The following is a 26,413-nucleotide window of genomic DNA, read 5'->3' as shown; positions in this document are numbered from 1 at the left end:
AATGCAAAAATCTACATACAAAAAGACCCCTCCATAACGGAGAGGTCCAAATAATTTTCAACAGGCCGAACACCCTCAATCACCCCGAGTCCGAAACTTGCTTTGCAAGTTTCAAAGGAGTCCAGGCTAATGAACACTTAGGGCTTTAGCCCTTAGTGAGAATTGTCCACTTTGTGGACGCGCGGAGCCTCCTGAAGATTCCAAGGCTACTTAGCCTTGGAATCTTTCAAGTATTTCGGGGTAATCTTGCCGCCAGCCTTCTTGATTTCCTTAATCAAGCGGGTCCAACCAGCATTGGTAGCCCAGTCAAGAACAGAGTAGCCCTGACCGCACTTCACGTTAACATCAACACCACGCTTGATGAGCACCACGAGAGCATCGTAGTTACCTTCCTTAGCAGCCCAGTGAATCGGCATGTAACCATCAGCAGCGCGAGTTTCCAGAGGTGCACCACCATCAGCCAGAACTTCCAGCATGTCAGCCTTACCAGTCTTTGCAGCCAGAAGAACTGCAGTAGACATAGCCTGAGGATCAGCGCCTTCCTTCTTCAGCTGTTCCATAATGCGAGCAACGATATCCTTGTTGCCCATGGAAACGGCGTTATCCAGAACAGCTTCACCGCGACCGTTACGGACGTTTGCCTTTGCACCATGATCGAAGAGGTAGTTCAGGACAGTCATGTTGCCCTTATTTGCAGCGATAGCCACTGCGTTGTTACCACTTTCGGTGGGAGAATCAATTTCGAAGGTGCCCTGGAGGAACAGGGTCATCATAGCGGTGTCGCCTGCAGCTGCATATGCAACAAACTGGTTGGGAGTAAACGGAACCTTCTGCTTGGTCAGATACTTACGAACAGATGCAGGATCGCTAGTATCCAGCTTGTCGTCGCAAGCGGTCATAGAAAACATCAAACCAGCAGCAGCCAACAGGGTCAAAAACTTCTTCTTCATTGTATATTCTCCGCGAGAAATAATTTTTATGTACCAAAAGATACACTTTTTTTGCTTTTTTTTCACGAAAAAAAACGATTTACATAGAATTATTTATCTTTTTACCCATGAAACGTATCATTTTTATCACATTTGCGGCAGCAGCCCTTTCCTTTGCCGACCGAGTTGTATACGACAACTCCATGGCAGGCCAAGACGATAGCGAAAACAATACCTACGAGGACCGCGGATCCTTTGGTCCCTACGTTGAATTCAACAACATCAAAATGAGCAACGTGAACTACAGCTACAAGGTTCACGACATGAAGTACAATATCACCATCGACAATTCCTACATCTACGGTGCTTCCGGCAGCCTTCCTGTCACAGAATGGTTCGATCTTTACGTAATGGCAGGCTACCAGTACATCGGCGTCAGCCACCATCCCCGTAATAAAAATGCCGCCTACGATGACCTGGCTGGATTCATTGAAGATTTTGAAGACTTCGGAAACACCCCCCTAGATTCTTCCGATATTGACGGCAGACATCAAATTCATACGGCTCTTTTCCAGCTGGGTTGCGACTTTGCCCTGCCCCTGGTGGAAAGCTACACCTACCAGTTCATGTTAAAGCCTTACGCATTTGTGGGCGCACTATTCGGAAAGACCTTCTTCTCCGACAACACCAAGTTCCTCTCCCCGGTGATCTACGGTTACGCCTACGGTGCTGGTGTCCGAATGGCCTGGCACAGGGCGGTACTCTCTGCAGGTGTTCGTAATTCCCACGAATACTTCCACACGTACTTTGAACGCAAGATTTCTGAAACGAGAGACGGTGACGAATTCATGCTGGATTTTGACACCTACTTCCAGCCTTACGTGTCCCTAGGAATTACTTTATTTTAATGTATGGGGTTCACCTGGCCCCCGAAAAAAAAGAATCTGCTTCGCTTATGAAGCAGATTCTTTTTTTTGAGGGAAGATTACTTCTTAATCTTGAGGGTCATGCCTTCCTTGATTTTTGTATTAGGAAGTTCATTCCACTTGACGATTTCCTCAATGGTCACCTGATACTGGCGGGAAATATCCCAGAGGCTTTCGCCTTTCTTCACTGTATGCTGACGGATGGATTCCGCAGGTTTCTTCTGTTCAGGCTTCTTTGCGTCCGTCTTTGCAGCGGCCTTAGGATCAGCCTTCACATCCTTCTTGTCGCCAATCACGTACAGTTTCTGCCCCACGCGAATATCCACAGACTTGCCCAGGTTATTCAACTCCTGAATCTTGGAAATAGACATGCCAAACAGCATGGAGATATATCCCAGATTATCCCCAGGTTCTACAGTATAGATGGAAAGTTTTTCCCCAGCCTTCACCTGAGGAGCCTTGGGATCATTCTTCGCCACAGGTTCGGTCTTGACCGACTGCTTAGCAGATTCTTCCTTGACAGGAGCTGCGGGCACAACCACGGGCTGGGCAGGAGCCTGAGGCAACTTGCGAGTATACTTAGGAATAAAGATGGAATCGCCCACCGACAGACGTTTCGTAAAGCCCTTATTGGCAAGAAGAATCGTCCCGACGGGAACGCCGAACATTTCGGAAATGGCCTTGTAGCTATCACCGGACTGTACAACATACTTGCGGTTCTTGCTTAAGGGAGGCGTAGGTCTTTCGCCCCTACCCGAAGAAGGTTTCAAGTCAGGCTTGGAAACGAAAATGGTATCGCCAACAGCCACAACGGAGGCGGCGTCCATATCGTTCCAGATGCGGATGTTGTTCTGGTCCACATTAAACTTGCGAGCAATATTTGCAAGATTATCACCCAGCTTCACTACATAAATCTTGGCCTTGCCAGCTTTCTTTGTACCGGAGTTAGAAGAGGATTCTCCTGCAACACGAATAGGAATAAGCAAAGTCTTTCCAGCGCGAACCTTCATATTGCGCATGTCATTTGCCTGCTGGATATCAGCAACCTTCACCTTGTAGAGGGAAGCAATCTTACCTAGGCTCTCACCCTTCTTGACCTTGTGATGCACCCAGCCAGAGAAGTTATTCTTCTCGATTTTATCGTAATTCTTAACGAAAAGATCGCGCTTGCCAACAGGAACCTTCAGGACGTAGGATTCACGATTAGGCGGGGTAAAGCCCATAATCAATTCGGCATTCAAGTTCCTCAATGTGTCCGGCTTAACCTTGATTGCCTTGGCAATTTCATCCAGGCCAAAGGAATCATAAACCGTGACGGTATCATAGGGGGAAAGCTTCTGGGGCTTGATTTCAATATCGTAATGTTCAGGGAAATGACCGATAACCATGGCCGCAAGAATACGAGGCACGTAATGCATGGTTTCTGAGGGCAGCTGCAAATCCCAGTAAGTAATGGCCTGGGTTGAATCGCGGGTTGAGTCGGCCTTCAATTCACGGATTAATCGACGGACGCGTCCTTCACCGCAGTTATAGGCAGCCATAGCCAACTGCCAATCGCCGAAGTATCCATAAAGATCCTTCAGGTACTTTAGAGCGGCATCGGTAGCCATTTCAGGATTGCGACGCTGGTCCAGCCAGAAGTCTACGTCAACACCGTAACGCTTACCGGTCTCGGGAATAAACTGCCACAAGCCAGAAGCCTTGGCACGGCTATAGGCTCGGACCTTGAAGCCAGATTCCACCAGGGACAGGTAGATCAGGTCACGAGGCATCTTGGCTTCATCAATCTTTGCGTAAATTAGGGAATCAAAGGCGGTCTTACGATTTAGGGAGCCCGAAATGAAGCTCTTGGCCTTCCCCGTCAGGTAATAAATTTCCTGAACCACACGTTCATTGAACTGCACCGGCAATGTGAACTGGGAAACATCAAGGGTGTCCAGGAACTTTTCCAGACGGAACAGTGCGGTGTCATCCGCCATATCCTCCTCGATGGAGGCCACATCCTCTAAGGCTGATTCAGCAGCCAGCTTTGCTGCCTCGGGACAGTTAATCAGAACTTCGTCCGTCGCCAGCTGAATCATAATGGGCATTTCGGCGTAATAGAGGGAATCCTCGGGAGTAGCCTTCTTTACTTCCTGAGCCATCTGACGTTGAGACAAGTCCAGATAGCGCTTCGCTACAACCCACTGCATGTCCTCCATGGCCTGAACCGCATAGCGGAAACTTTTCCAGGAAGGCTGGACGAAGGCGGTATCTTCCTCGGCCATGAGGATGGATTCATCAACAGGAGATTCCTTCACCTTTAGGCTTACGGAGGAATCATTAATTACAGGCTGGACCTCCCCTGCAGGAACATTCTCTTCCGTCTGAATATGCGAAGAATGCGCCAAGGAGTTGGGCCTTGGTGCACACGCGATAAATAGGGACGCTAGAAAAGCTAGCGCCAGAAGGAACGTACTACGTACGAGGATCACTGGTCGTAATCCAAGTCCTCAGCATAGTCGGACCAGAGGCGCTCACCTGTTTTAAAAGACTGATGGTCGAAGTCGACTTCTTCGTCCACTTCTTCTTCTTCTTCGATTTCTTCTACTTCTTCTTCCTCGTTAGGAAAAGGAACGGAGCTATCAAAGCCGTCATTCTTGGGGCGGCGACCACAATGATAAGCAAAGGGCATACACTGACCTCTAGATGTTAAAAAAGACGCGCAATACCATAAAGAATCACACCACTCAGCACGAGAGAAGCAACCATCTGCAGGATGATGACCACCCTGTTCACCTTGTAGGCTTTCTGCGACTTTCTATGCCAAGACGGATACTGATTCATGATATCGTAAAACTTCGTGTGAAATATACACACAAAAATGGTTTTGCAAATAGGATGTTGTAATTTTTTTATAATTTATTTGCACATTTATGAAGTTTTTCGCCTCTATTCTGCTTTTTTCTGCGGTGACAGTCCTTGCACAGGTGTCACCTCTGCAGTCCATCAGCGGAATTCACGTTCCTTCGGCGAAAACGAATGACAAGGGTTTCCTTTATTTGTCTGGAAGTTACTCCATGATTAGTGATGGAAACCCCTTGAGTATAGACGGATTCTATACAAACGAGGAAGGGGAACAGGTGGAGCTCAACAGCAAGGCTCCATCCAACGACGAGAATTTCTACATCAGTTTTGTTCCGCTGGATAATTTTGAATTCGGCTTGGACATTCCCGTCCATTATGACGGCAAGATCAGTGGAGGCGAACTGGACGGTTTCGCCCTGGGCGATATGGAACTTACGGCAAAGTGGTCCATTAACGCACTGGACGTATTCTCCTTCGGAGTAAGCGGAGAAATACTCCTCCCCACAGGTCTCAAGAGCAAGGGTTTTAGACCAAGACACAGCTGGCACATTGACTTTGATAATAATTCCTATGCCTATACCGCAGGGAATTGGGGCATTGGCGCCAACCTGCACTTGTCTGCAGAATTAAATAAGTACTTGACCGTTAATTCCTACGCGGGCGTCCTCAAGATTCACGACAATGACGAAAACTACGTCCTCTGGGGCGCGGGCTTGATCATTACCCCAATCAACTTGGTAAGTGTCACTCTTGAAGTGTCTGGCGAAACGCCCATCAAGATGCATAATGTCCTTGACTACATTGAGCAAAGCCCCCTGCGCATGACTCCCGCCATGAGACTGAATCTTCCCAACTACACCTATCTGACGATTTCCAGTGACGTTGGCATTAACTACCTGAAGGATAAAAAGGCAGGACGTGACATCCAGCTGAAATCCGGCGACAAGAATATGCGATTCAAGGTGGCGGGCACACCCGACGTAAGCGTCGCTGTTACTGCAAGCAAGATGTTTAACTTGAGCTGGAGCGATAGTGACGGAGACGGTGTCATTGACCGTAGGGACCTTTGCACCAATACCGCTCCCGGCATGGCGGTAAATTCCCGTGGTTGCCCCGTGGATGAAGACCAGGACGGAGTCATGAACATTGTGGACTTGTGCCTTGGCACCATGCGCGGTCTTGCCGTAGACTACAATGGTTGTCCTCTGGATCTTGACCACGACGGCGTCTACGATTATTTAGACTTGTGCTTGAACACTCCCGAAGGATTTGCCGTGGACGAGGACGGGTGTACACTTGACTCCGACCATGACGGTATTGACGACAACAACGACAAGTGTCCCGACTCACGACCGGGAGAACAGTCCGACGAATTCGGATGCTCCATTGACTCCGACCACGACGGCATTCCCAACGATAAGGACCAGTGCCCTGATACGCCCGAAGGAATTTCCATTGACGAAGTTGGCTGCCCTCTGGATTTTGACAAGGACGGCGTACCCAACGATTATGACAAGTGCCCGAATTCCGAACCAGGCGAAAAAGTAAACAGCTGGGGCTGTCCCTCCGACATGGACAACGATGGTGTTCCCGATGTGAAGGACTCCTGTCCGGAAACTCCTGCAGGGATGAAGGTGGATGAATTCGGTTGCCGCCTGGACCAGGATAAGGACGGCATCTACGACGAAGAGGACCAGTGTAAGGACACTCCCGAAGGCGCTCCAATTGACGAGAACGGCTGCCCTATCGACTCCGATGGAGATGGCGTTCCGGATTGGGCAGATCATTGTATGGGATCGCTCCCTAACGTTAAAACAGACGCCAACGGCTGTCCTCTCAACAGCAAGCTGAACTTCAACGACATCGCCAAGCGAGTTCGTTTTAAATCCAGAGATTCCGTGTTGTACAATTCCAGCTACACCGCATTGAATGACATTGTAGCCTACATGCGCGAATACCCCATCGGCCTCATGATTCAATGCCTTGTGGACGACGACTTTGATGACACCGCCCGACTGGCGCGCCAGAGAATGGAAGCCATCCTGAATTACATTACCGGCAAGGGCATCAAGAAGAATCGCATCTTTATCCAGGAAGACAAGGAAAGAGATGACGATACAAACAAAAAGGGAAAGACCGGTGTCATTAGCCTCACTCCTGTTGAGATGCAGGAAGAGAATTTGCTACATTAAACACCCACTGGCGATGACGCCTCATTTTACCAAAGGATATTTATGAAGATTGCTGACAAGACCGTTGTCCTGATGCACTACACTCTCACCTCCGACGAAGGTCAGGTTATTGACTCCTCCGCTGGCCGCGACCCCCTGCAGTACATCCAGGGCATGCACATGATCGTCGTCGGTCTTGAAAAGGCTATGTATGACCACGAAGTGGGCGACAAGTTCGACGTCAAGGTCATTCCCTCCGAAGGCTACGGCGAATACGATGAACGTATGACTCAGGAAGTTCCTGTTAGCGTTTTCCAGGGTGTGGACAAGGTTGAAGCCGGTATGCAGTTCTACGCACAGACTCCCGCAGGTCCCATGCCGATCCGCGTGAAGTCCGTTAACGGAGACAAGGCAGTGATTGACGCAAACCACGAACTGGCAGGCAAGAACCTGAACTTCGCAATTGAAGTTGTGGAAGTTCGCGAAGCCACCGAACAGGATCTGGCTCCGTTCCAGCAGCACCAGTGCAAGTGCGGCAAGGGCGAAGGCGAATGCTGCGGCGGCGAAGGTGATTGCGAATGCAATGGAGAAGGCGATTGCAAGTGCGGTGGCGAAGGCGACTGCAAGTGCAAGGACAAGTAAGGCGAGCGAAGCGAGTATTACTTGTCCCATGCGCCCAAGGTGAAGGCGATTGCGATTGCAACGGCGAAGGCGATTGTAAGTGTGGTGGAGAATGCGACTGCAAGGACAAGTAGTCTAGATCCCTAAAATAAATTCAAGCAAAAAGACACGGCCCCAAAGCCGTGTCTTTTTTCATCCAATCTTTGAGGAGGCGCTTCAGCGCCCCTCAACAACGAAGAGCAAGCTAAGCTGGCATAAGCCAGTGAAAGCGCAGCCCTTCGTTCGGGGGTCTAGGGGGTGGAACCCCCTACATCATTACTCATACTGCTGCACAGTCCAGGTCTTGGGAACTGCGGGTGTATTCGTGTCGGAATGGTCGAAGTCAAATCCACTTTCCGGATCAAAGTTGCTTACAACGCCCTTAACAGCACTGACGCACTTATCGGGATTGAGACAACTCCTGTTGCGAAGCACCAGCAAGTCGCCGTAAATATCCCAATAGCCGGACTTCAGTTCTTCCGAATTACCAGCCTTTTTCGCCTCGACGGAATAATCTCCACTCTTTTTCAAAGTCAAGGTCCAATCCAGGCCATCATCGTCAGCAACCCATTCACCGGCAATCTTATCGGCATCAATGGATTCAAACTTGAAACTGCTCTTGGAACACTTATAGGCTGTACCCGTGACGGACGTGAGATTGTAATCGGAATCCACAGTCATAGTCATCAGAGGAACGTAGGCCTTGGTATTAAAGAAGGTCTGCATCATCAGGAGCTTACTACGCTGGATATCGTAATAGCCTGCAGCCCATTCCAAGCCATTTTCGCCTTCACTTTCCTGAAGGAAACGACCTTCGTAGAAAGTATAGCTCACCTGGGAATCACCATCCTTACATTCCAGTTTCAGTCCGGTCAGGTCATCCCCATTGGAAATGGCGTTCTTGGAAACAGCAACCTTCGCCACTTCCACATCCTGATAGTCACCGCCATTCAAGGCGAACTGCAGTTTGTCTTCGGAATTCACGACAAAGCTGATGGAGCCACCCTTTTCGAAGAACTTACCCATTTCTTCAGTGACCTTCTCACCGTCAATGCCGGCATAGTAACCATTGTCCTTACCAAAGGTAATCGTTCCATCCTTAAACTCGCTATGGAAGCCGATCCAGGCAGTATCGGGCACCCAGATGGAATAAACATCATGCTTGGCGCCAGTTGCCAGATAGACCTTGGTACCGAACATTTCGCCCAGCAACATATTCTTTTCCAGGTCAGCCAGAGTCGCTACACGGGTTCCTTCGGGAACATCGATGTTAGAAACGGAAGAGGAAGACGGTTCCTCGGCAGAGGAAGAACTTTCCACACTGCTGGAAGGCCCCACTTCCTTTTCCACGTTGCTGGATGTACTGGAACTGTCACCGCAAGCACTTAAGAACATTGCGGAGACACATGCGGATGCCCAAAGGGACTTTTTAAACACTTTATTCATAAAACACCTCTTTCAAGAGGGAATATAAATAAAAATTTGCAAAGTGGAACTATTCTTCGAAAGGTGAGCCCGGATGATAATCTAAATCACGGGATGCTGCATCCAAGGAAGGGACTGCATCATAAAGGAATCCCGCCAGGGCCTGTTCCGCAGTCACAGGCTTTCCACCGACCCAGCTTTTTAGAACAGCTAGTTTTTTTGAAATCCACCAGGGAAGAGGAATCATCAGGTGATGCATTCCAGCCTGTTTCAGAACGAATTTTGCCATCTGGGCCATGGAAACGTCCTTGGAGCCGCAAAGGGCATAAGTTTTCCCCACAGCCTTGTCAGAGAGGCCCGCAGAGGCAATTCCCTTGACAAGATCCACACTACGGACAGGTTTCTTAAGAGCCTTTCCCCCGCCCGGAAGCATATATACGGGAAAGCGCTTCACATAGTCGGCATACATCTTGAATTCGATGCCGCCACCATCTCCGATCACCAAGGTAGGGCGTACAATACTCCATTGAAGTCCGGACTTTTCACCGGCAGCCTTCACAATGGCTTCCCCGTTCAGTTTACTCTGTCCATACTCCGTCAGTACAGGGTATGTTACGGAAATACTGGAAACATAGAGAAGTCGCTTAACGCCTGCAGCAACAGCAGCGTCGACCACATTCTGAGTGCCCCCCGTATTAATACGGTCAAAGGAGCCCTTTTTTGTGGATAAAAGAATTGCCGCCAGATGGTAGACAAGGTCCACACCATCAAAAGCGGACTTCAGGGTGGACGGATCCGTCACATCCCCATAAAAGACCTCCACTTCGGGAGGTAGAAACTTTGCCAACGTATCGCCCGGTAAAGTCAGAACGCGCACACACACACCGCGTTGCAATAACTCCCGGCACAGCGCCTTCCCTACGACGCCGGCGCCACCCGTCACCAAAGCAAGCATTACTAGGCTTCCAGCAAATACCGGATGTCCTGAACCTTGCGGGCAAGGTCCTGGTCCGCATCCAACTGCTTATTGAGCGACTTGATAGCGGCGATTACCGTGGCATAATCACGATTGAAAATCGCACCTACATTCTGCAGGGATTCTGTCGTCAGTTCACGACAGAGGTACATAGCCACCTTACGGGGCACAGAAACGCCTGCATCCTGGCGATGGCTGGAGAGAGCCACCAAATCCGTACCGAATTCAAATGCAACCGTTTCGGCAATTCCCTTCAGGGTAAGTTCCATATGCTGATTCACATCAGTAGGAGCCATCAGACGCTTGACGGCGTTCAAATCGAGATTTTCCTGGCAGAACTGATTCATGGCACCCAACCAGTTGAGGATACCTTCTATAATGCGAATGTTCTGACGGGGCGGAATCGAGAGAAACCTGCAGATTTCCTCTCGATCCCGCTGGACAAAGGGTATTTTCACAGACTTCGCCTGAATCAGCTGAAGTCTGGTATGAAGATCAGGCTGTTCCAAGCCCACTGCCACGCAGGACTGCAAGGGAGCCAGAAGCTTTGCGGAAATGCTGGGAATGCCAGCCTTATAATTGGCATCCACTTCCGTCTTGGATTCAACGCCGGTAAAGCTAGAGGGATGACGGTCGCAAGACAGCACCACCTGCTTGCCCTGAGCACGCAGATGACGGATCAAAATGGCCAGGCGTTCCTGGGATACAAGGCCTCTTTCCAGCAGCTGGACGTCATCCAGAAGCAACACATCGCAGTTTTCGTACTTTTCCTGATAGGCATTTGCAAGATCTCGCACATTGCCAGCCTTGAGATTCAGGGCCTTGGCCATAGCGGTAGAATCACGAAGGAACTCGTATGCGTCGCAATACAGAACCTTGACCGCCGGCTGACTCTTCTGAATATTGACGGCAATGGACTGAAGCAAGTGAGTCTTGCCCAGGCCAGATGCGCCATAGACGAAAAGCGGGTTCAAATCCGGATTGCCCGGATTCTCGGACACAGTCCTGCAAGCCTTGAGGGCCACGGAGTTGCAGTCTCCTTCCACAAAGTTTTCGAAGGTAAAGCTTGCGTACAGCTTCAACTTCGGACGACGAGGGGCCTTGGGAGCCTTAACTGCAGCACGAGGGGCGACAGGAATAAGGGGGGCCTTGGGCGTGGAGAACTTCATCTCCGGAACAGACTGGGAGGGAGCCACCTGTCTAATACGGTAATCCTTGAACTGGGATCCATATACGGAAGAAAAAGCCTTACGTAAAATAGAGCCATAATGGGTGTTCACCCAATTTTCACAAAGTTCATTAGGAACAGTAAGGGAAGCATATCCGTCAACTACACCATCGAAACCAACTTCATCGAAAATAGTCAGGCCGAAGTAGTCATTGCACTGGATGCGAATCTGTTCAAGAACAGACTGCCAGGGCGACGAAACAAGATCTAATAAAGAAACCGTATTGGGCACGATATATTAACCGGGTAGGATATAAAAAACTTAGGCACAAAAGTTAAGTAAAGAGTTTTGAGAAAAAGCAGCCTACCTTCATTTTTTTTTGGAAACGCCGTTTTTAGACGAATTTCGCCATAAAATTCTTATATACACCAATTCTCCCCTACTACACAAGTTTGTTACGCAACTAATCACGAAACAATCAAAACGGAAACCCTATGAATTTCACAACTTATCAACGGATATTTTTTGAACAATCCCTTGACAAAAAATGGTATTGAAAAGCGGTGTTTGCTGAATTATTCTGAAAAGTTTATAAAAAAATAACCTGCGTTTTTACGCAGATTTCGCCACTTTTTCCTTAACTTATTGAATAATAAGGAGTTAGACTACGGATTGTTTTTGGATTCGTTTTCGGACTTCATCTGTTCCAATTTTGAATGCAGATGATCCAATCTGCGATCCAGAAGAGCCTGAATATCGGGAAGAAGACGATCCTTAATACGGTCCAGATAGAGACACTGGAGCTGAATCATACGGCAACGATGCTTGTTGGCATTTTCCTGAATCCAGTGGCTCACCGCCTGCTGACGATCTTCGTTCTGTTGCTGAAGAGTCTGGCGGATGTAGGTAGACTGAACGTCCATGTAGCGGCGCATATTGAAGGGCTGCTTCAGGGAACGAATGTACTGTTTCAGAAGCTCCAGAAGGGAAAGCCTAGCAGCTTCCCTTTCTGCGATGAACTTGCGCAACTCTTCCACATGACTTTCGAAGAAAGGCATGATCGCAGACTCGTCGATCTGGTAGAGCTCAAGTTGATCTTGTTTCTTTGTAGCTTCGTCTACAGCCATAACGAAAATTTATGTATTTACAGAGATTTTTGGGGAAAATCCTTCACAAAAAAGGAAAATTCTGCGTTATTATTGTCAAATTTTACGTTTTTGGGCAAAAATACGCGACCTTCCGTGCCGGGATTCAAGCGGTCAGCAGCACCACCACGAAAATCGTTCATGGATTCCACCGGGCAAGTAGCCATTCCTGCGGGAGTCATCAGCTCCAGCTTATCGTCCATGGTGAAGGGATTCTTCACATTTACACGGACAGAATGGGAGGCTTCATCGTAATCCAGGATCTGAGCCGCCACACATCCCGCATCAGCAGGCATATGGGTAGATTCGTAATTCTGAGGCAGCGGGCCCTTCAGGAAGCCCTGCATGAAACCGCGACCATCCAGATAAGTCACTGCACGACGGCTTTCATCAGAAATTGCAGGTTCCTTACCGGCATTAATCTGCTCGAAGCAGGAATCAATAGCCATACGGTAAGCACGAACCACCTGACTCAAGTAGTAAACAGACTTGGTACGACCTTCGATCTTGAAGGATTCCAGACCGCCCTTGATCAGTTCGGGAACGACTTCGATGGCGCACAGATCGCGACTACTCATGAAGTAAGTACCCCAGGTATCTTCATCCAGAGCGATGGGATCCAGTTCCGGACGGTCCGTACGCTGGAGAGTGAAATTACCCTCATGTTCGCGATAGTCTTCCACCTGCGGACCTTCATTGGCATAGAGGCGGTAAGGCATACGGCAGGAGTTATCGCAGGCCCCCAGGTTAGCATCACGATGAACCACCCAGTTGGACAGCATACAACGTCCAGACATAGACATACAGACGGCGCCGTGGACGAACACTTCCAGTTCCAAATCCGGAAGTCGTTCCTTCATTTCAAGGATTTCCGCCAGGCGCAGTTCGCGGCTCAAGATGACGCGTTTCACACCAAGACCCTGCCAGAACTTTGCAGTCAAGTAATTGGTGCAATTCGCCTGTACAGACAAGTGTACTTCCGCATTAGGACGGACTTCGCGGATCCAGCCCACAAAGCCAGGGTCAGCCACAATCAGAGCGTCCGGGCCCAAGTCAATGGCAGCAAGCAAAGCCTTCTGGAAAGACTCCACCTTCACGTTACGGGGAATGATGTTGCTAGTGAGATAGAACTTCTTCCCGCGGGCATGGGCGTAGGCAATACCTTCCGCCAGGTCATCCAGATTCTTGAAGCCGTTCTCACGAGAACGAAGGGAGAAAGTGGGCTGGCCTGCGTATACGGCATCGGCGCCGTATGCGAAAGCATATTTCATTCGGGTCAAGTCCCCTGCGGGAGCGAGCAATTCAGGCTTAAACATATTGAAATCCTTTAGGGCTAGAACTTGAAGCCAGCACGAAGATAAACCTTGCGATCATTAAAGAGGGTAATCTCCCCCATGAAACTCACATACTGACCTTCATAACTTGCGGAAGGAGTCAGGGAGTATTCCATCTTTGCTCCCTTCAGGAAATCCTTGTGGATCTTCATGTGGTTGCTGGTGGGAGTCGTATCGTTAACGGCACTACCATAATCCGTTCCCTTCCAAGCCCAGGTATTACGGAGAGAAGCAAAGATATGACCATCCAGGCGACCATAAAGAGTCCAGTCAATCGTCTGACTATTAGGACCACGCTGGCTGCCAATAGGACGTCCAAGATGTGCCAGCTGCGCAGTATTCTTCACAAAGTGACCGTACACGTAAGGTTCAATGCGAGCATATTCCGCAATGGTACCCGCTTCCAGCAAATGGCCCTTCACGTCAAAGTTGTGTGCAGCCTGAAAACCAGCCATCCAAGCCCACTTCGCTTCGATGTTATCGTTCTTCACAAGGCTTACGGGACTTTCCATATCGTCCAGGAAGAATTCCGTATACAAGCGGACCGCATTGAACAGGCGATAGTTAAAGTCAAAAGCAAGAGCACCGTTATTGCTGCTTTCAGAGTAATTTCCCTTCTCCATGAAAAGCGGCGCCGTAGGAACAAAAAGCCAGGGTTTCATGTTGTCATAGAGCATCTGCAGTTCGCTAATGCCGAAAGTTGCATTACCCACGGCAAGTTCATAGCGGTGGCCGAACAGGTTTCGAGTCTCATCCTTGTTCTTGTCGCTCATGCTGCTGTAAATACGCAAGTCCGCGTAGAAGGAAACCACACGGAGAGGGCCAAACTGCATGTCCAAAGTCAGCATGTTGTAAGGCAAGGCGAACTGGTTCAAGGTCAGGTTGTTGTAGTAACCCGGTCCCCAGTGCATCACATCGCGGCCAAGATCCAGACGAAGCCAGTTGTAGTTCAAGGCAAAGTGAGTTCTATAGCGGGCATAGCTGGTGTATTCCAGACCCGAATTGTTTTCCTCTCTCTGCACTTCCAGAAATTCACCATCAAAGGACTGGGGCCACTTAGAGAAATGCCCCTCATCGTAAATACGGGCATCCAGAACAAAGTCCACAGAATCCGCATAGCCGCGAAGATAGATTCCTCCATCAACGCTGGGCCAGATCGTATCGTTCAGAGCTTCCCCACCGCGGTAGTCCATGCCCCCCACCAAGGAAACAGCCAGGGCGATGCTGGGAGTCTTATCGGATTCATAACCGCCCTTGCCCAAAATCATTCCGCCATGTGCGTTATCGTAGGCAAGAAGTGCCGTGGACAAGTCCTTCTTCATGGCAGTACGGAACGTGGTGTCGCGACGGGGATAGGCGAAGGATTGACGTCCATCGGAAATCGTCGTACGATGCAGTTCAAACAGCATAGGAGACGTTTCGAGAAGACGGAGATTGCGGACATTTTCCGGTCCCTGAACAGGAGAAGCGGCAAAAGCCGTGACGCCAAATAAGGCTACGAAGAGCGAAAGAAACTTTTTCATAGATGTTTTGATTTTACAAGAATCGATTGGAGCAAATCTAGTTTTTTTCCCCTCTAATTTCAACGGAACCAAGCGTTCCATAGCTTTTTGAGTCATTTTGTACCGAACGAAACTTTTCACCCCGTTTATTCTTTTGAGGAAATTCATAAACGCCCTAAAACCCCTTTTTTGCGTTTTTAGCCAAATTTATCTTTAGACAAGGAGTGATTTATAAAGGAACCAACATGAATAAAAAGCTTTTCTCTAGAAAACATGCCGCAGTCGCCGCATTTGCCTCCTTGTCGTTTGGGCTCATGGCAGGTTGCTCTGACGATGCAGCCAACACCGTCCAACCGGTGGTTGACCCCATAGGCACAGCAAACCCCTGCATGTATGACGGCTACACCGCTGTGGCAGGCACCAATGGCGAAACCATCTGCATGGACGCAGAAGGCAACATCGGTTTCTGGATCAATACCGACGGAAGCTACGGTTTCCCCGAGGCTGCAGTTGATCCTTGCAACGGCTTGACTTCCATGGTGGGCGACGACGGAACCACCTACTGCTTTGATGAAACAGGCGCAGTGGTAACTCCCAGCGAAACAAACTCTTCTGAGACAAAAGATCCATCCGCAACAGAAGTCGCCTCTTCCTCTAGCGTTGCAGATACTCCCGTTGTAACTTCTTCATCTTCTACTGAAGTAGCCGTTGTGACGACCTGTGCCGAAGCAGACGGATCCATCGTAAACCAGAATACAGTTATCAAAGGCGCTGATGGCAGCACCTACATGTACAACAGCAATTGCGTCAAGATTACCCTTTCTGAACCGGCATCCAGCAGTTCTGTAGTCATTCCTATTCCTGTATCCAGCAGTTCGGCCGTCATTCCCGCCGTTAAATCAAGTTCTTCCACTGCAATCCCTGCAGGAAACTCCAGCGCAAGTGAAGTTACTCCCCCGGCATCTAGCGCAAGCGTTGTTACCCCCGTAGCATCCAGTTCTTCTGCAAATCAAACGCAGTCTTCTTCCAGCGCATACATTTCTGAAAGCAACGGAAACTCCCCCGCTATTGCATACGCAGCCAGTGGCGCAACTGTTACCAACAACAACGGCTGCGTTACCGTCTCCGGCGGTGAAGTAGTGATTAGCTGCGCAGGCGAATACGACTTCAGCGGTTCCTATAAGGCAGCAGACGCCCAGATTCGCGTCAACTCCCCCAAGGCAGACTCCGGCGTTTACCTGAACCTGAAGGGACTTACCCTGGAAAATACCGTAGATGCCCCCATCTACGTCCAGCAGGCAAGCAAAGCCTTTGTGGTCGCAAAGAAGGAAACCGTCAACACCCTGAGTGACGCTTCCACCCGTACAAAGTCGTTCACCTACCAGAACAGCAATGGCGAAACAAAGGTAGACACAACTGGAGCCGCCATCTACGCAAAGGACGACCTGACCATCAAGGGAGCAGGCACCCTCACCATCAACGGCAACTACAATAACGGAATCCAGTGCTCCAACGACCTGCGCTTCCGTGGCGAGACCGTAGTGAACGTCACCGCCAAGAACAACGGTGTTAAGGGCAAGGGCATGGTGGATATCGAAAAGGGTACATTCACCATCGCAGCTACTTCTGGCGACGGCATCAAGAGTGACGAATACACCGTCAACGGTACCGACACCACCATTACCGAAGGCAAGGGTATCGTGAACATCAAGGGCGGTACCATCAACATTACCAAGGCTGGCGACGACGGCATCCAGGCATTTAATGCCATTATGATTTCCGACAGCATTAGCGAACCCGCCATTAACGTAACCTCTACTGGTAAGGGCGTTTCTTCCGACAACCATATCTACATCAACGGCGGTAAGGTTACCGTAACCTCCGGCGATGACGGCGTTCACTCCAACATGAACATCTACTTCAATGGCGGCTACACCACCATTACCGCAAAGGGTAATGACGGTGTCCATGCAGACTCCACCCTTTATGTCAATGACGGCACCATCTATGTGAAGGAATCCTACGAAGGTCTTGAAGCATGGTACATTCGAGTCAGTGGAGGCGCCACGGAAGTCCACGCAACGGACGATGCTTGGAATGCAGCAGGTGGTAAAGACGGAAGCGGAAATACCACTCCTGGCGGCGGAAACAACTGGGGTTGGATGGGCGCACCTGGTGGCATGGGCGGCTGGGGCGGCATGAGCAGTGGTTCTGGTACCCTGATTGTCACAGGCGGTCATCATTATCTGAACGTTGGTTCCGGTGATACTGACGGTATGGATTCCAACGGCGAACTTACTGTCTCTGGCGGCGTTGTTATCGTGGAATGCCAGCTTAGCGGCGGCATGGGCGGTTCCTTTGATTCCGACGGAACAGCAACTCTTTCCAGTAAAACCGTTTTGGGATTCAGTCCCTCCACCTCTGAAGCAGGCACCAATTATAACGTAAGTTTCTCTAGTTCAGGTTTCTACGGCAATTCCAGCATTGCATTTAAGCCTGCAATTTCCGGAAGCAAGATGGTAAGCACCAATGGTACTCCCTCTGCAGTAAGCAACACCAGCAGCTATAGCAAGAACTTCACCTTCCCCGGTGGCCGCATCGTTTACTACAATAACTAAGTCGTAGAAAAGATCCTCCTAACCCCACGAATAATCCCTCGGGTTTTTACCCGGGGGATTCTTTGACATCCTCCAGGTTTTTACCCGGGGGATTTTTAGTAATGAAAAAACTCCCAGGGTACTTGACCTTGGGAGTTCCTCGTTTAAATACGGAACGAAACCGTTTGCGGCTTCTTATGTAAAACGATTACAGCAGATAGTTGCAGACGAACTGAATATGCCAACCCTTAGTTGCAACAGCATCGCGATAAGAACCGTTAGCTTCGTTATTAACCTTTTCGTCAGCTTCCAGACGAGTCAAGTCCAGCATAAAGCGAACGCCCAGTTCAATCAAGCCGCCATCCTTAGCATTGAAGGATGCGCCACCACCGAAGTTCAAGCTTACGCCGAAAGATTCACCGGCCCAGTCACCCACGTCTTCGCTGTAATCATACTCGGCGTTGTCCAGAGTAAAGCTACCAGCCAAATTCAGGTTAAACTGAACACCAGCTTCTGCGTAGAAATTCTTAGCAGCATAGAAGCGGCCCATCACCGGGATGGCGATGTCGAAAAGCATCATGTTTTCATCAACAGGTTCGTAAGTTGTACGATGCCAGTAGTCATCATAGACCTTTGCATAATAGATATCGGATTCCTTGAAGTAATCAATCACACGGAAGTTGAATTCCGGTGCAATAGCAATCTTGCTATTCACAAAGAACACATACATCAAACCGAGATCAAAGTTTAAACCGAGATAACCAGCAAACGGGTCTTCTTCGCCAACATAGAACTTATCCGTAGTGGGATTATAGTAGTAACCAGCAGCCTTCTCGTTACCGTAGGTACCGCTAAAGCCCATACCCAAATGGAAACCCAAACGATTCTTGGGCTTTTCGGAAGCATTCTGACCGGGAAGCTCCATAGCCACGGGAACCTCTTCGGACTTGGTCACTTCGCTAGAGTAGCTGCTCTTGGCAGTGCTATAGTCACTATCGGATTCCGGTGCGCTTTCGGCAACACCTTCTTCGTATGCGTAATCTTCGTAATCATCCTGAGCATTTGCTGCCACCACCATGGTACAGGCCAATGCGATTGCACTTATGAGAGACTTCTTCATAGTGTCCTCCTTATTGAAAAATACGGAGGGAAATTTAGTAACATATTCTTACAATTCTAGCTTTCTAAGCAAGTATTTTGTACAAAAAAAATCCACCCAGGTTTTACCCTAGGTGGATTTAATGCTTTTGGGCTATTGAAGGATTAATTAATCCTTGCCATATACCTTTTCAGCGTAGGTAGCAGTTGCCATGAGGTATTCGCGGTTCATCTTTGCGATGTAGTCCACAGTGATACCCTTCGGGCAAGCAGCCTGGCATTCGTAAAGGTTGGTGCAGTTACCGAAACCTTCCTTGTCCATCTGAGCCACCATAGCGAGCACGCGCTTCTTAGCTTCGACCTTACCCTGGGGCAAGAAGCTGAGGTGAGAAACCTTAGCGGAGACGAAGAGCATAGCGGAAGCATTCTTACAGGCAGCAACGCAAGCACCGCAACCAACGCAAGCAGCAGCGTCGAAGGCGCGGTCTGCATCAGCCTTGGGAACGGGGATCACGGAAGCTTCAGGAGCAGCACCGGTATTGACGGAAACGTAGCCGCCAGCAGCGATGATGCGGTCGAAAGCAGAACGGTCAACAGCGCAGTCACGGATAACCGGGAATGCAGCAGCGCGCCACGGTTCGACAACGATAGTATCGCCATCCTTGAACTTACGCATGTGCAGCTGGCAAGTGGTGATGCCGTGGTCGGGACCATGAGGCATACCGTTGATGACCAGAGAGCACATACCGCAAATGCCTTCGCGGCAGTCGTGGTCGAATGCAAAGCCTTCCTTGCCCTGCTTCATCTGTTCTTCGTTGACAATGTCCAGCATTTCCAGGAAGGACATGTCCGGAGAAATATCGTTGACCTTGACAGTTTCGAACTGACCCTTGGTCTTGGCATCCTTCTGGCGCCAAATCTTGAGAGTGATATTCATATTTCCGTTGCTCATTATTTGTAGCTCCTAGTAACGAGGTGGACGTTATCAAAGGTAAGAGGTTCTTTGTGGAGTTCGGGCTTGACATTGTCGCCCTTGTATTCCCAAGCACCGACGTAGCAGAAGTTTTCGTCATCACGCTTTGCTTCGCCTTCTTCGGTCTGGCTTTCTTCACGGAAGTGACCGCCGCAAGATTCTTCACGGTGGAGGGCGTCGAGGGTGAGGACTTCTGCGAATTCAAGGAAGTCAGCCAGACGGCCAGCGCGTTCCAGGTTCTGGTTGAAGGAACCTTCGGAACCAACGACGTTAACGTTCTGGTAGAATTCTTCGCGGAGTGCGGGGATTTCCTGGAGAGCCTTTTCGAGGCCAGCCTTGTTACGGGCCATGCCAACGTATTCCCACATGATGTTACCGAGCTGACGATGGATATCGTTAACAGTGCGGTGACCCTTGATGGAAAGGAGCTTCTGGATCTTTTCTGCGGTCTGCTTCTTGCAGTCTTCGAAAGCAGGATCAGATGCGGAGACCTTTTCCAGCTTGGTGCCTGCGAAGTAGCCACCGATGGTGAACGGGATCACGAAGTAACCATCAGAGAGGCCCTGCATCAAAGCAGAAGCACCGAGACGGTTTGCACCGTGGTCAGAGAAGTTTGCTTCACCGAGAACGAAGCAACCCGGGATGGTGGACATCAAATCGTAGTCAACCCACAGACCACCCATGGTGTAGTGGATTGCCGGGAAGATGCGCATCGGAACCTTGTACGGGTCTTCGTCAACGATCTTTTCGTACATCTGGAAGAGGTTACCATACTTAGCAGAAACGCCAGCAACGCCCATGCGCTTGATAGCATCTGCGAAGTCCAGGTACACAGCCAGCTTGGTGTTGCCAACGCCGAGACCAGCGTCGCAAACCTGCTTAGCGTTACGGGAAGCCACGTCACGAGGAACGAGGTTACCGAAGCTGGGGTACTTTTCTTCCAGGTAGTAGTAACGATCTTCTTCGGGGATCTGGTCCGGAGAACGGGTATCGCCAGCCTTGCGGGGAACCCAGATACGGCCATCGTTACGGAGAGATTCAGACATCAGAGTCAGCTTGGACTGCAGGTCTCCATGACGGGGCAAGCAAGTCGGGTGAATCTGAGTGTAGCAGGGGTTAGCAAATGCAGCGCCCTTCTTGTATGCGCGGTATGCTGCAGTTACGTTGGAGCCCTGAGCGTTGGTAGAGAGGTAGTAAACGTTACCGTAACCACCGGTGCAAAGGCAGACTGCGTCGCCAACGTGGCTTTCCAGTTCGCCAGTAACCAGGTTACGAACGATGATACCGCGAGCCTTGCCATCGACAACCACGAGGTCCATCATTTCGCGACGAGGAAGCAGTTCAACCTTGCCTGCTGCAACCTGGCGCATGAGAGCCTGGTATGCACCGAGGAGGAGCTGCTGACCGGTCTGACCGCGAGCGTAGAAGGTACGAGAAACCTGGGTACCACCGAAGGAACGGTTGTCCAGGAGGCCACCGTATTCACGGCCGAAGGGAACACCCTGAGCGACGCACTGGTCGATGATCAGGTTGGAGTTTTCGGCGAGACGATGAACGTTGGCTTCACGAGCGCGGAAGTCACCGCCCTTAACGGTATCATAGAAAAGACGATAGACAGAGTCACCATCGTTCTTATAGCTCTTAGCAGCATTGATACCACCCTGGGCAGCAATGGAGTGTGCACGACGGGGAGAGTCCTGAATGCAGAAGGACTTCACATTGTAGCCCAGTTCTGCGAGAGAAGCAGCGGCGGATGCACCAGCAAGACCGGTACCAACCACGAGGACGGTGAACTTACGCTTGTTAGCGGGGTTCACGAGCTTCAATTCAAACTTATGCTTGGTCCACTTTTCGGAAATGGAACCACCAGGAATTTTAGAATCGAGAATCATTAGTTATGGTCTCCATTAAACGTTGGTGGAAATGACGACGTCGCCGACAACAAAGGAAGTCTTAGCTTCTACTGCAGCCTTCTTCTGTTCCAGCTGCTGCTGGATTTCGTGAGACTTTGCGCGGAGAGCCTGAGTTTCCGGCTGGTTAGCGATGTAGCAAGAGAATGCAGCCTGAGCAGCAAAGCAGAGAGCAACGATTGCGCTATAGACAATGCCAAACTTGTCGATGACCGGAGTCCACTTCTGGTGAGCGACACCAAGAGTCTGGAAAGCGGAAGCGATTGCGTGGAAAAGGTGAGTTCCCACGGAGAACAGTGCTACCAGGTAGAACACAGTCCAAACCGGGTTTGCAAACATGTCGATGGTGGTGAGCCACATATCACGGACCACTTCACCAGCTTCGTTCACATAGAGGTAATGTTCACCGAACTTGAGGGTGGTGAGGTGCTGGATGAGGAAGCCAACGATGATGAGGCCGGTCCAGATCATGGAGAAGGTTGCGAAGGACTTGGTACCCTTGCGAGCGTTCACTTCGTAGCCAACGTTACCACGAGCAGCCTTGTTTTCGAGCTTCAGCTTGATAGCGAGACCGATGTGGATAGCAAAAGCAGCAATCAGAACCAGTTCCACCAGGTAAATCATCTTTACGGGGAAGTGGAGCGGGTTGAATCCGGTCAGGAACTCAGTATAGGCATTGTAGGATGCCTGGGCAGAAGCCTGATCGAAGTTCAGAAGCTGGAAGTTACCACACATGTGGCCGGTAACGAACAGAACGAGGAACGCACCAGTGCATCCCATGATCTGCTTCTTACCAATGGAAGAAGTAAGATACTTAATGATCCATTGCATTGTTTTGTGTCTCCTTGAGGGGGTCTTTTTTTGTTGAAAAATTAAAGTACGCAGCAAGCTTTCTTGCTGGGAGTTTCGTAAGCGTAACGATCTTCCTTCTTGAACCAGAAGTCCAGTTCGCGAGCAGCAGATTCGGGGCTGTCGGAGCTATGAACAACGTTTTCGGTCATGGAAGGAGCAAAATCATAGCGGAGGGTACCGGGTTCTGCCTTAGCAGGATTGGTAGCGCCATTGATTGCGCGAACCTTGAGAATGGCATTTTCGCCGCCCAGAGCCAGCATCACGGAAGGACCCTTAGTCATGTAGGCTTCCAGTTCCGGGAAGAAAGGCTTCTCGACGTGTTCGGCATAGAAACCGCGAGCGTCAGCAGAAGTCATCTGATGCATCTTGATAGCGCAGACGGAAAGGCCTGCAGCTTCGTAACGGGCAATAATTTGGCCAATCAAGCCAGACTTTACAGCATTGGGCTTGATCATTGCGAATGTCATTTCCATGGGTATACCACCTTTTAATGTGAGTGCGTTAAATATAGGTTAAAAGCGATTGAGCGGTTCACCGAAAAATGAAGTTTACAGTCATTTTTAGGGGTTTTCTTCAATTTTCTTGCTAAGATCTTCCTGCAGTTTTCCACCGCTTCTGATGTTATCCATCAGCCAGTTTGCAGATTCCTTGAATTCGCTGTTGGGATAAGTGTTCACGAATTCACCTAGGACCTCCAGGGCAAGACTATCCTTACCCAAATTCTCATTCAGGATAAACCCACGACTGAACATGGCCTTTTCTGCATTGGGGCTCTTGGGGAAAATCTTGTAGAAGGCGTAGTATTCAGCGTCAGCCTCAGCATATTGGCCCTGATCGTTACGGATATCAGCCATTTCATACAAGGCCTTGCATGCCAGAGAATCCACATCACCGTAGGTGAACAGCAGGGTGCGGTATTCGAGATAGGCGTCATCCTTGTTGCCGGCCTTGTAAAGAGAATCGGCACGGGAAAGCAGGGCCTGGGCATATGTAGTAGGCTTGTATTCAGGAATGGAGGAATCGTAAAGATGAATGCGAGCCTTGTTATAGGCTTCTGCAGCAATACGATCCTTCACTGCAGCACGATACTCACCGAAACGACGATCAAAGAGATTCAGCTGAATCTTGCTGTATTCCTGCCCCTTGTACATGATGGCATAACCCATGTAGTAATCGCGCAAAGTGAGTACCTGCGGGAACGAAGCCATAACCATCATGCGATACTTCACGTCATCAAACTTGGTCATGGGATTGTCTGCAGCAAGATTCTTTTCAAACCAAGTTCTAGCGGAGTCTTCGGATACCGTCACCATCACGCTATCCATATAACGTTCCGTCAGGAATTCCAGACGAGCACTACGAAGGAGCGCGCGGAATTCCCACTCATGATCAAGCTTAATACGTCTTGCGGCATCAGCAAAAGCATAATGTTCAGCAAGCATTTTCACAGTCCAGTCATGACTGCGCTTAGTCAAAGGACGCTTCATGAAATCTTCATTGAACTTAATCAAGTCCGCTTCCGTAAATACAGGATTTCCATCCTTGGTAATGAGGACCACTGAAGGATCCACATCCAGCAGTTCCTTATTCTCAATGGACTTCAGAATGGCAGGAGCCACACGTTCATAAGGCTTCTCCACCGAGGGAACAACAGATGCGAGGTAGAAGCGATGGAAGTTTCCATCCTGGCTACGGAGTACAGGAGTCACAAAACCTACGGACTTCCCCTCCAGGACGGGATCTAATTCATTCATCATGCCAATGCCATAAGGAATTGCATAATTCTGCTTTACCACACCGATGTAGCCACTGTCTGCAGCAACTAGCTTGTTTGCAGTATTCTTGACCGCAGCAAGCTTGAATGCTTGCAAATCAGCATTTTCAGGAAGCAACTTGACAAGAGCTGCAGAATCACTCCCCTGCAAATCATAAAGCTCATAACCAGGAACCGTCATGTACTGATCCTTATGTTTTTCGTAATAAGACTTAGGATCAATGGGAGGTAGTTCGGCAATCTTGTAGTGTTCGTTTTCAAGAATATTTGCAGCGGTACTTTCCTTCATTTCCTTGCTGCGCTTATTCACAAAAATTCTTTTTGCTTCGGCAGAATCGTTCTGGGACGGCTCCTTCACCTGTTCCAAATGCTTGGCAAGGAACGCATCAAACTCCACCTTATTCTTCAGGATGAAGTAGTCTTTGGCGACATCGGAACGGACTCCATAATAACCTGTAATGGAATCTGCACGAGGATATTTTTCCTTGTTACTATCGTAATACTTATGCAGTTCTGCATCGGGAAAACCAAGACATTCGGTCTGATAGTAATCGCGATATACAGTTGTCAGCCATCGAATTTCAAGAGACGCACCTAAATTCTGCCATTCTTTTTCCAAGCTTGGGTATTCTACCAGGGCCTTTTCAGAAAGAAGATAACCGGAATAGAAACGGTCATACAGCATCTTGCCAAGAGGCAGGGAATCATGGTCATAGCGACCATGATCCAGCATAAACAGGACGTCTTCCTTATAAACAGAATCATCATTGATTTTAGCAAGGAGGGTTTCCTTGGGACCAACCCCATTACAACCCGTCAAAGAAACAAATAAAACACTGGAAGCCAAGGCTAGCAGGCGAGCTTTCATTGTAATCCTCTTCATATTCATAGCTAAGACTTGCCAAAATATATAAAAAGCGAGCCCAAAGGCTCGCTTTCAAATTCCTTATATGTGAATTTCTCGTTAGAAACCGCGGGCAATGCCGAAGCTTACCTGGAAGCCATTGATGGCATGGTCCTTAGCAACCAGTTCCTTGCCATGATCGGTCTTACGCCATTCCAAATTTCTGGTCTTGTAGAAATTCAGGACGTAACGGGCATTCAGGTTCAAAAGAAGCTTGCTATTACGGTTAATCAGGAGACCGCCACCCAGGAAGCCGCTAAGACCGGCGCGATCATCGACGGAGTCGTACATGGTATCATCCACATCGGAATCATAGGTGGTGAAACCAATGCCCAGACCACCGCCCACATAGGGAGTAAGTGCTCTGGAGCCGAAAGGATAGTAAGCAGACAAATTAATGAAGCCCATTTCCAGAGAATTGTCAATACCATAGTAAGATGCATCGAGGCCAGCCAGCAAATAGCCGAAGTCAAAATGCAGATAGACGGAAATGCCGGCGAGAGCATCTACATCGGGCTGCATAGCAAAGAGACCACCCAAAGATACGCCCAGATAGCTAGAGACAGACTTACGGGTAATATCTTCAGTTTCCTTCTGGGTTACAGAATAGATATCGTCGTCCTTGGTAGCCTTACGCTTAGTGCCGATGTTACGGGCTACACGCTGGATAATCGGGTCGAAATCATCCGGATTGGCAGCTTTCAGACGGTCATCCCAGATAGGAGCATCGGAATCAATCTTATACAGTTTGAAGGACATGAGGACGTTTTCACCCAGACGAGTGAATTCCGCGAGAATGTACTTGGAACAGCCCTTGGCAATAGCCTTTTCACGAACGGCAGCCTGATTATCCACCGTTACAGAGTCCTGTTCGTTACCCACAACCAGAACGTAACGACCATCATCTTCGATATAGGCCTTCATGAGTTTGGAAGATACCAAGGCATAATCACCATGCATACCCACCAGACTGATGGGAGCGAGATAAACCTTTTCTGCAGCAAAAGTAAGAGCAGCGAAGGTCAGCAGAGCAAAAAGAATCTTTTTCATGAGATTACCTCCTAACTTCTTGTTACAAAAAATATACCAAAACAACTTTGTAAAAAAAGAGCACCCCCTCCTTTTTTTGATAAAATAACCCATTTGGGTGATGAAGCAAAAAAGCATTCTTGCACATTTGTACACCAATGCTTAATTTTTGATGCGTTTTTGCCACTTGTA

General features: G+C 49.3%; 21 protein-coding genes. 4 read left to right on the top strand and 17 right to left on the bottom strand.

Going from position 1 to position 26,413, the window contains the following annotated elements:
* Window positions 1-206: 206 nt before the first annotated feature.
* On the bottom strand, window positions 207-950 hold the full coding sequence (locus BUB59_RS01090; protein WP_073224795.1) for an ankyrin repeat domain-containing protein: 744 nt from the start codon (window positions 948-950) through the stop codon (window positions 207-209).
* Between the two features lie 107 nt (window positions 951-1,057).
* Between BUB59_RS01090 and BUB59_RS01085 the strand changes: the two genes are divergently transcribed.
* Window positions 1,058-1,837 carry a hypothetical protein gene (locus BUB59_RS01085; protein ID WP_073224793.1) on the top strand — a complete coding sequence of 260 codons (780 nt, stop codon included), beginning with the start codon at window positions 1,058-1,060 and terminating at the stop codon, window positions 1,835-1,837.
* A 77-nt stretch (window positions 1,838-1,914) separates the two neighbouring features.
* Here BUB59_RS01085 and BUB59_RS01080 read toward each other — a convergent pair whose 3' ends face one another.
* From BUB59_RS01080 to BUB59_RS15685, 3 genes are all read right to left on the bottom strand, one after another.
* Window positions 1,915-4,245, bottom strand: a complete 2,331-nt coding sequence (locus BUB59_RS01080) for a LysM peptidoglycan-binding domain-containing protein (RefSeq protein WP_234979887.1) — start codon at window positions 4,243-4,245, stop codon at window positions 1,915-1,917.
* A gap of 80 nt (window positions 4,246-4,325) precedes the next feature.
* The gene (locus BUB59_RS01075) at window positions 4,326-4,529 is read right to left on the bottom strand and encodes a hypothetical protein (protein ID WP_073224791.1); all 204 of its coding nucleotides are present in this window, start codon (window positions 4,527-4,529) and stop codon (window positions 4,326-4,328) included.
* A gap of 17 nt (window positions 4,530-4,546) precedes the next feature.
* Complete coding sequence (locus BUB59_RS15685) at window positions 4,547-4,681, bottom strand: hypothetical protein (RefSeq protein ID WP_255370633.1); 135 nt, start codon at window positions 4,679-4,681, stop codon at window positions 4,547-4,549.
* 89 nt (window positions 4,682-4,770) lie between these two features.
* On the opposite strand from BUB59_RS15685, the gene BUB59_RS15725 reads away from it, so the two are divergent.
* Both BUB59_RS15725 and BUB59_RS01065 read left to right on the top strand, forming a co-directional pair.
* Complete coding sequence (locus BUB59_RS15725; RefSeq protein WP_073224789.1) at window positions 4,771-6,894, top strand: thrombospondin type 3 repeat-containing protein; 2,124 nt, start codon at window positions 4,771-4,773, stop codon at window positions 6,892-6,894.
* A 42-nt stretch (window positions 6,895-6,936) separates the two neighbouring features.
* Window positions 6,937-7,515, top strand: a complete 579-nt coding sequence (locus BUB59_RS01065; protein ID WP_073224787.1) for an FKBP-type peptidyl-prolyl cis-trans isomerase — start codon at window positions 6,937-6,939, stop codon at window positions 7,513-7,515.
* A gap of 294 nt (window positions 7,516-7,809) precedes the next feature.
* On the opposite strand, the gene BUB59_RS01060 is transcribed toward BUB59_RS01065, so the two are convergent.
* From BUB59_RS01060 to BUB59_RS01035, 6 genes are all read right to left on the bottom strand, one after another.
* Entirely contained in the window at window positions 7,810-8,979 is a 1,170-nt protein-coding gene (locus BUB59_RS01060) for a hypothetical protein (protein ID WP_143160160.1), read from the bottom strand.
* A 49-nt stretch (window positions 8,980-9,028) separates the two neighbouring features.
* Window positions 9,029-9,913, bottom strand: a complete 885-nt coding sequence (locus BUB59_RS01055; protein WP_073224783.1) for an NAD-dependent epimerase/dehydratase family protein — start codon at window positions 9,911-9,913, stop codon at window positions 9,029-9,031.
* Window positions 9,914-9,915: 2 nt separating this feature from the next.
* Window positions 9,916-11,394: a DnaA ATPase domain-containing protein gene (locus BUB59_RS01050; protein WP_073224781.1), complete on the bottom strand. Its 1,479-nt coding sequence runs from the start codon at window positions 11,392-11,394 to the stop codon at window positions 9,916-9,918.
* A 374-nt stretch (window positions 11,395-11,768) separates the two neighbouring features.
* A complete protein-coding gene (locus BUB59_RS01045; RefSeq protein WP_073224779.1) occupies window positions 11,769-12,230 on the bottom strand; it encodes a hypothetical protein in 462 nt (153 codons plus the stop codon).
* A gap of 17 nt (window positions 12,231-12,247) precedes the next feature.
* Window positions 12,248-13,564, bottom strand: a complete 1,317-nt coding sequence (locus BUB59_RS01040) for a U32 family peptidase C-terminal domain-containing protein (protein ID WP_073224777.1) — start codon at window positions 13,562-13,564, stop codon at window positions 12,248-12,250.
* Window positions 13,565-13,581: 17 nt separating this feature from the next.
* A complete protein-coding gene (locus BUB59_RS01035) occupies window positions 13,582-15,105 on the bottom strand; it encodes a hypothetical protein (protein WP_073224775.1) in 1,524 nt (507 codons plus the stop codon).
* A gap of 224 nt (window positions 15,106-15,329) precedes the next feature.
* Here BUB59_RS01035 and BUB59_RS01030 point away from each other — a divergent pair, with 224 nt between their 5' ends.
* Window positions 15,330-17,702 (top strand): carbohydrate-binding domain-containing protein, encoded by a 2,373-nt coding sequence (locus BUB59_RS01030; protein WP_073224773.1) that lies wholly within the window; start codon window positions 15,330-15,332, stop codon window positions 17,700-17,702.
* 187 nt (window positions 17,703-17,889) lie between these two features.
* Here the strand turns inward: BUB59_RS01030 and BUB59_RS01025 are convergent, their stop codons facing one another.
* From BUB59_RS01025 to BUB59_RS00995, 7 genes are all read right to left on the bottom strand, one after another.
* Complete coding sequence (locus BUB59_RS01025) at window positions 17,890-18,801, bottom strand: outer membrane beta-barrel protein (RefSeq protein WP_073224771.1); 912 nt, start codon at window positions 18,799-18,801, stop codon at window positions 17,890-17,892.
* A 147-nt stretch (window positions 18,802-18,948) separates the two neighbouring features.
* Window positions 18,949-19,731: a succinate dehydrogenase/fumarate reductase iron-sulfur subunit gene (locus BUB59_RS01020; RefSeq protein ID WP_073224769.1), complete on the bottom strand. Its 783-nt coding sequence runs from the start codon at window positions 19,729-19,731 to the stop codon at window positions 18,949-18,951.
* On the bottom strand, window positions 19,731-21,644 hold the full coding sequence (locus tag BUB59_RS01015) for a fumarate reductase/succinate dehydrogenase flavoprotein subunit (RefSeq protein WP_073224767.1): 1,914 nt from the start codon (window positions 21,642-21,644) through the stop codon (window positions 19,731-19,733). The genes BUB59_RS01020 and BUB59_RS01015 overlap by 1 nt, the downstream gene beginning before the upstream one ends.
* Before the next feature lie 15 nt (window positions 21,645-21,659).
* Window positions 21,660-22,493 carry a succinate dehydrogenase cytochrome b subunit gene (locus tag BUB59_RS01010; RefSeq protein ID WP_073224765.1) on the bottom strand — a complete coding sequence of 278 codons (834 nt, stop codon included), beginning with the start codon at window positions 22,491-22,493 and terminating at the stop codon, window positions 21,660-21,662.
* Between the two features lie 41 nt (window positions 22,494-22,534).
* Window positions 22,535-22,987: a nucleoside-diphosphate kinase gene (gene ndk, locus BUB59_RS01005; protein ID WP_083540100.1), complete on the bottom strand. Its 453-nt coding sequence runs from the start codon at window positions 22,985-22,987 to the stop codon at window positions 22,535-22,537.
* 87 nt (window positions 22,988-23,074) lie between these two features.
* Window positions 23,075-25,156 (bottom strand): tetratricopeptide repeat protein, encoded by a 2,082-nt coding sequence (locus BUB59_RS01000; protein ID WP_073224760.1) that lies wholly within the window; start codon window positions 25,154-25,156, stop codon window positions 23,075-23,077.
* A gap of 96 nt (window positions 25,157-25,252) precedes the next feature.
* Complete coding sequence (locus tag BUB59_RS00995; protein WP_073224757.1) at window positions 25,253-26,242, bottom strand: outer membrane protein; 990 nt, start codon at window positions 26,240-26,242, stop codon at window positions 25,253-25,255.
* Window positions 26,243-26,413 lie beyond the last annotated feature (171 nt).

It is taken from the genome of Fibrobacter sp. UWEL, from assembly GCF_900142535.1.
Lineage (GTDB): Bacteria > Fibrobacterota > Fibrobacteria > Fibrobacterales > Fibrobacteraceae > Fibrobacter.
The sequence above is the reverse complement of the archived record's forward strand: the minus strand, read 5'-3'. Positions and strand labels throughout refer to the sequence as shown.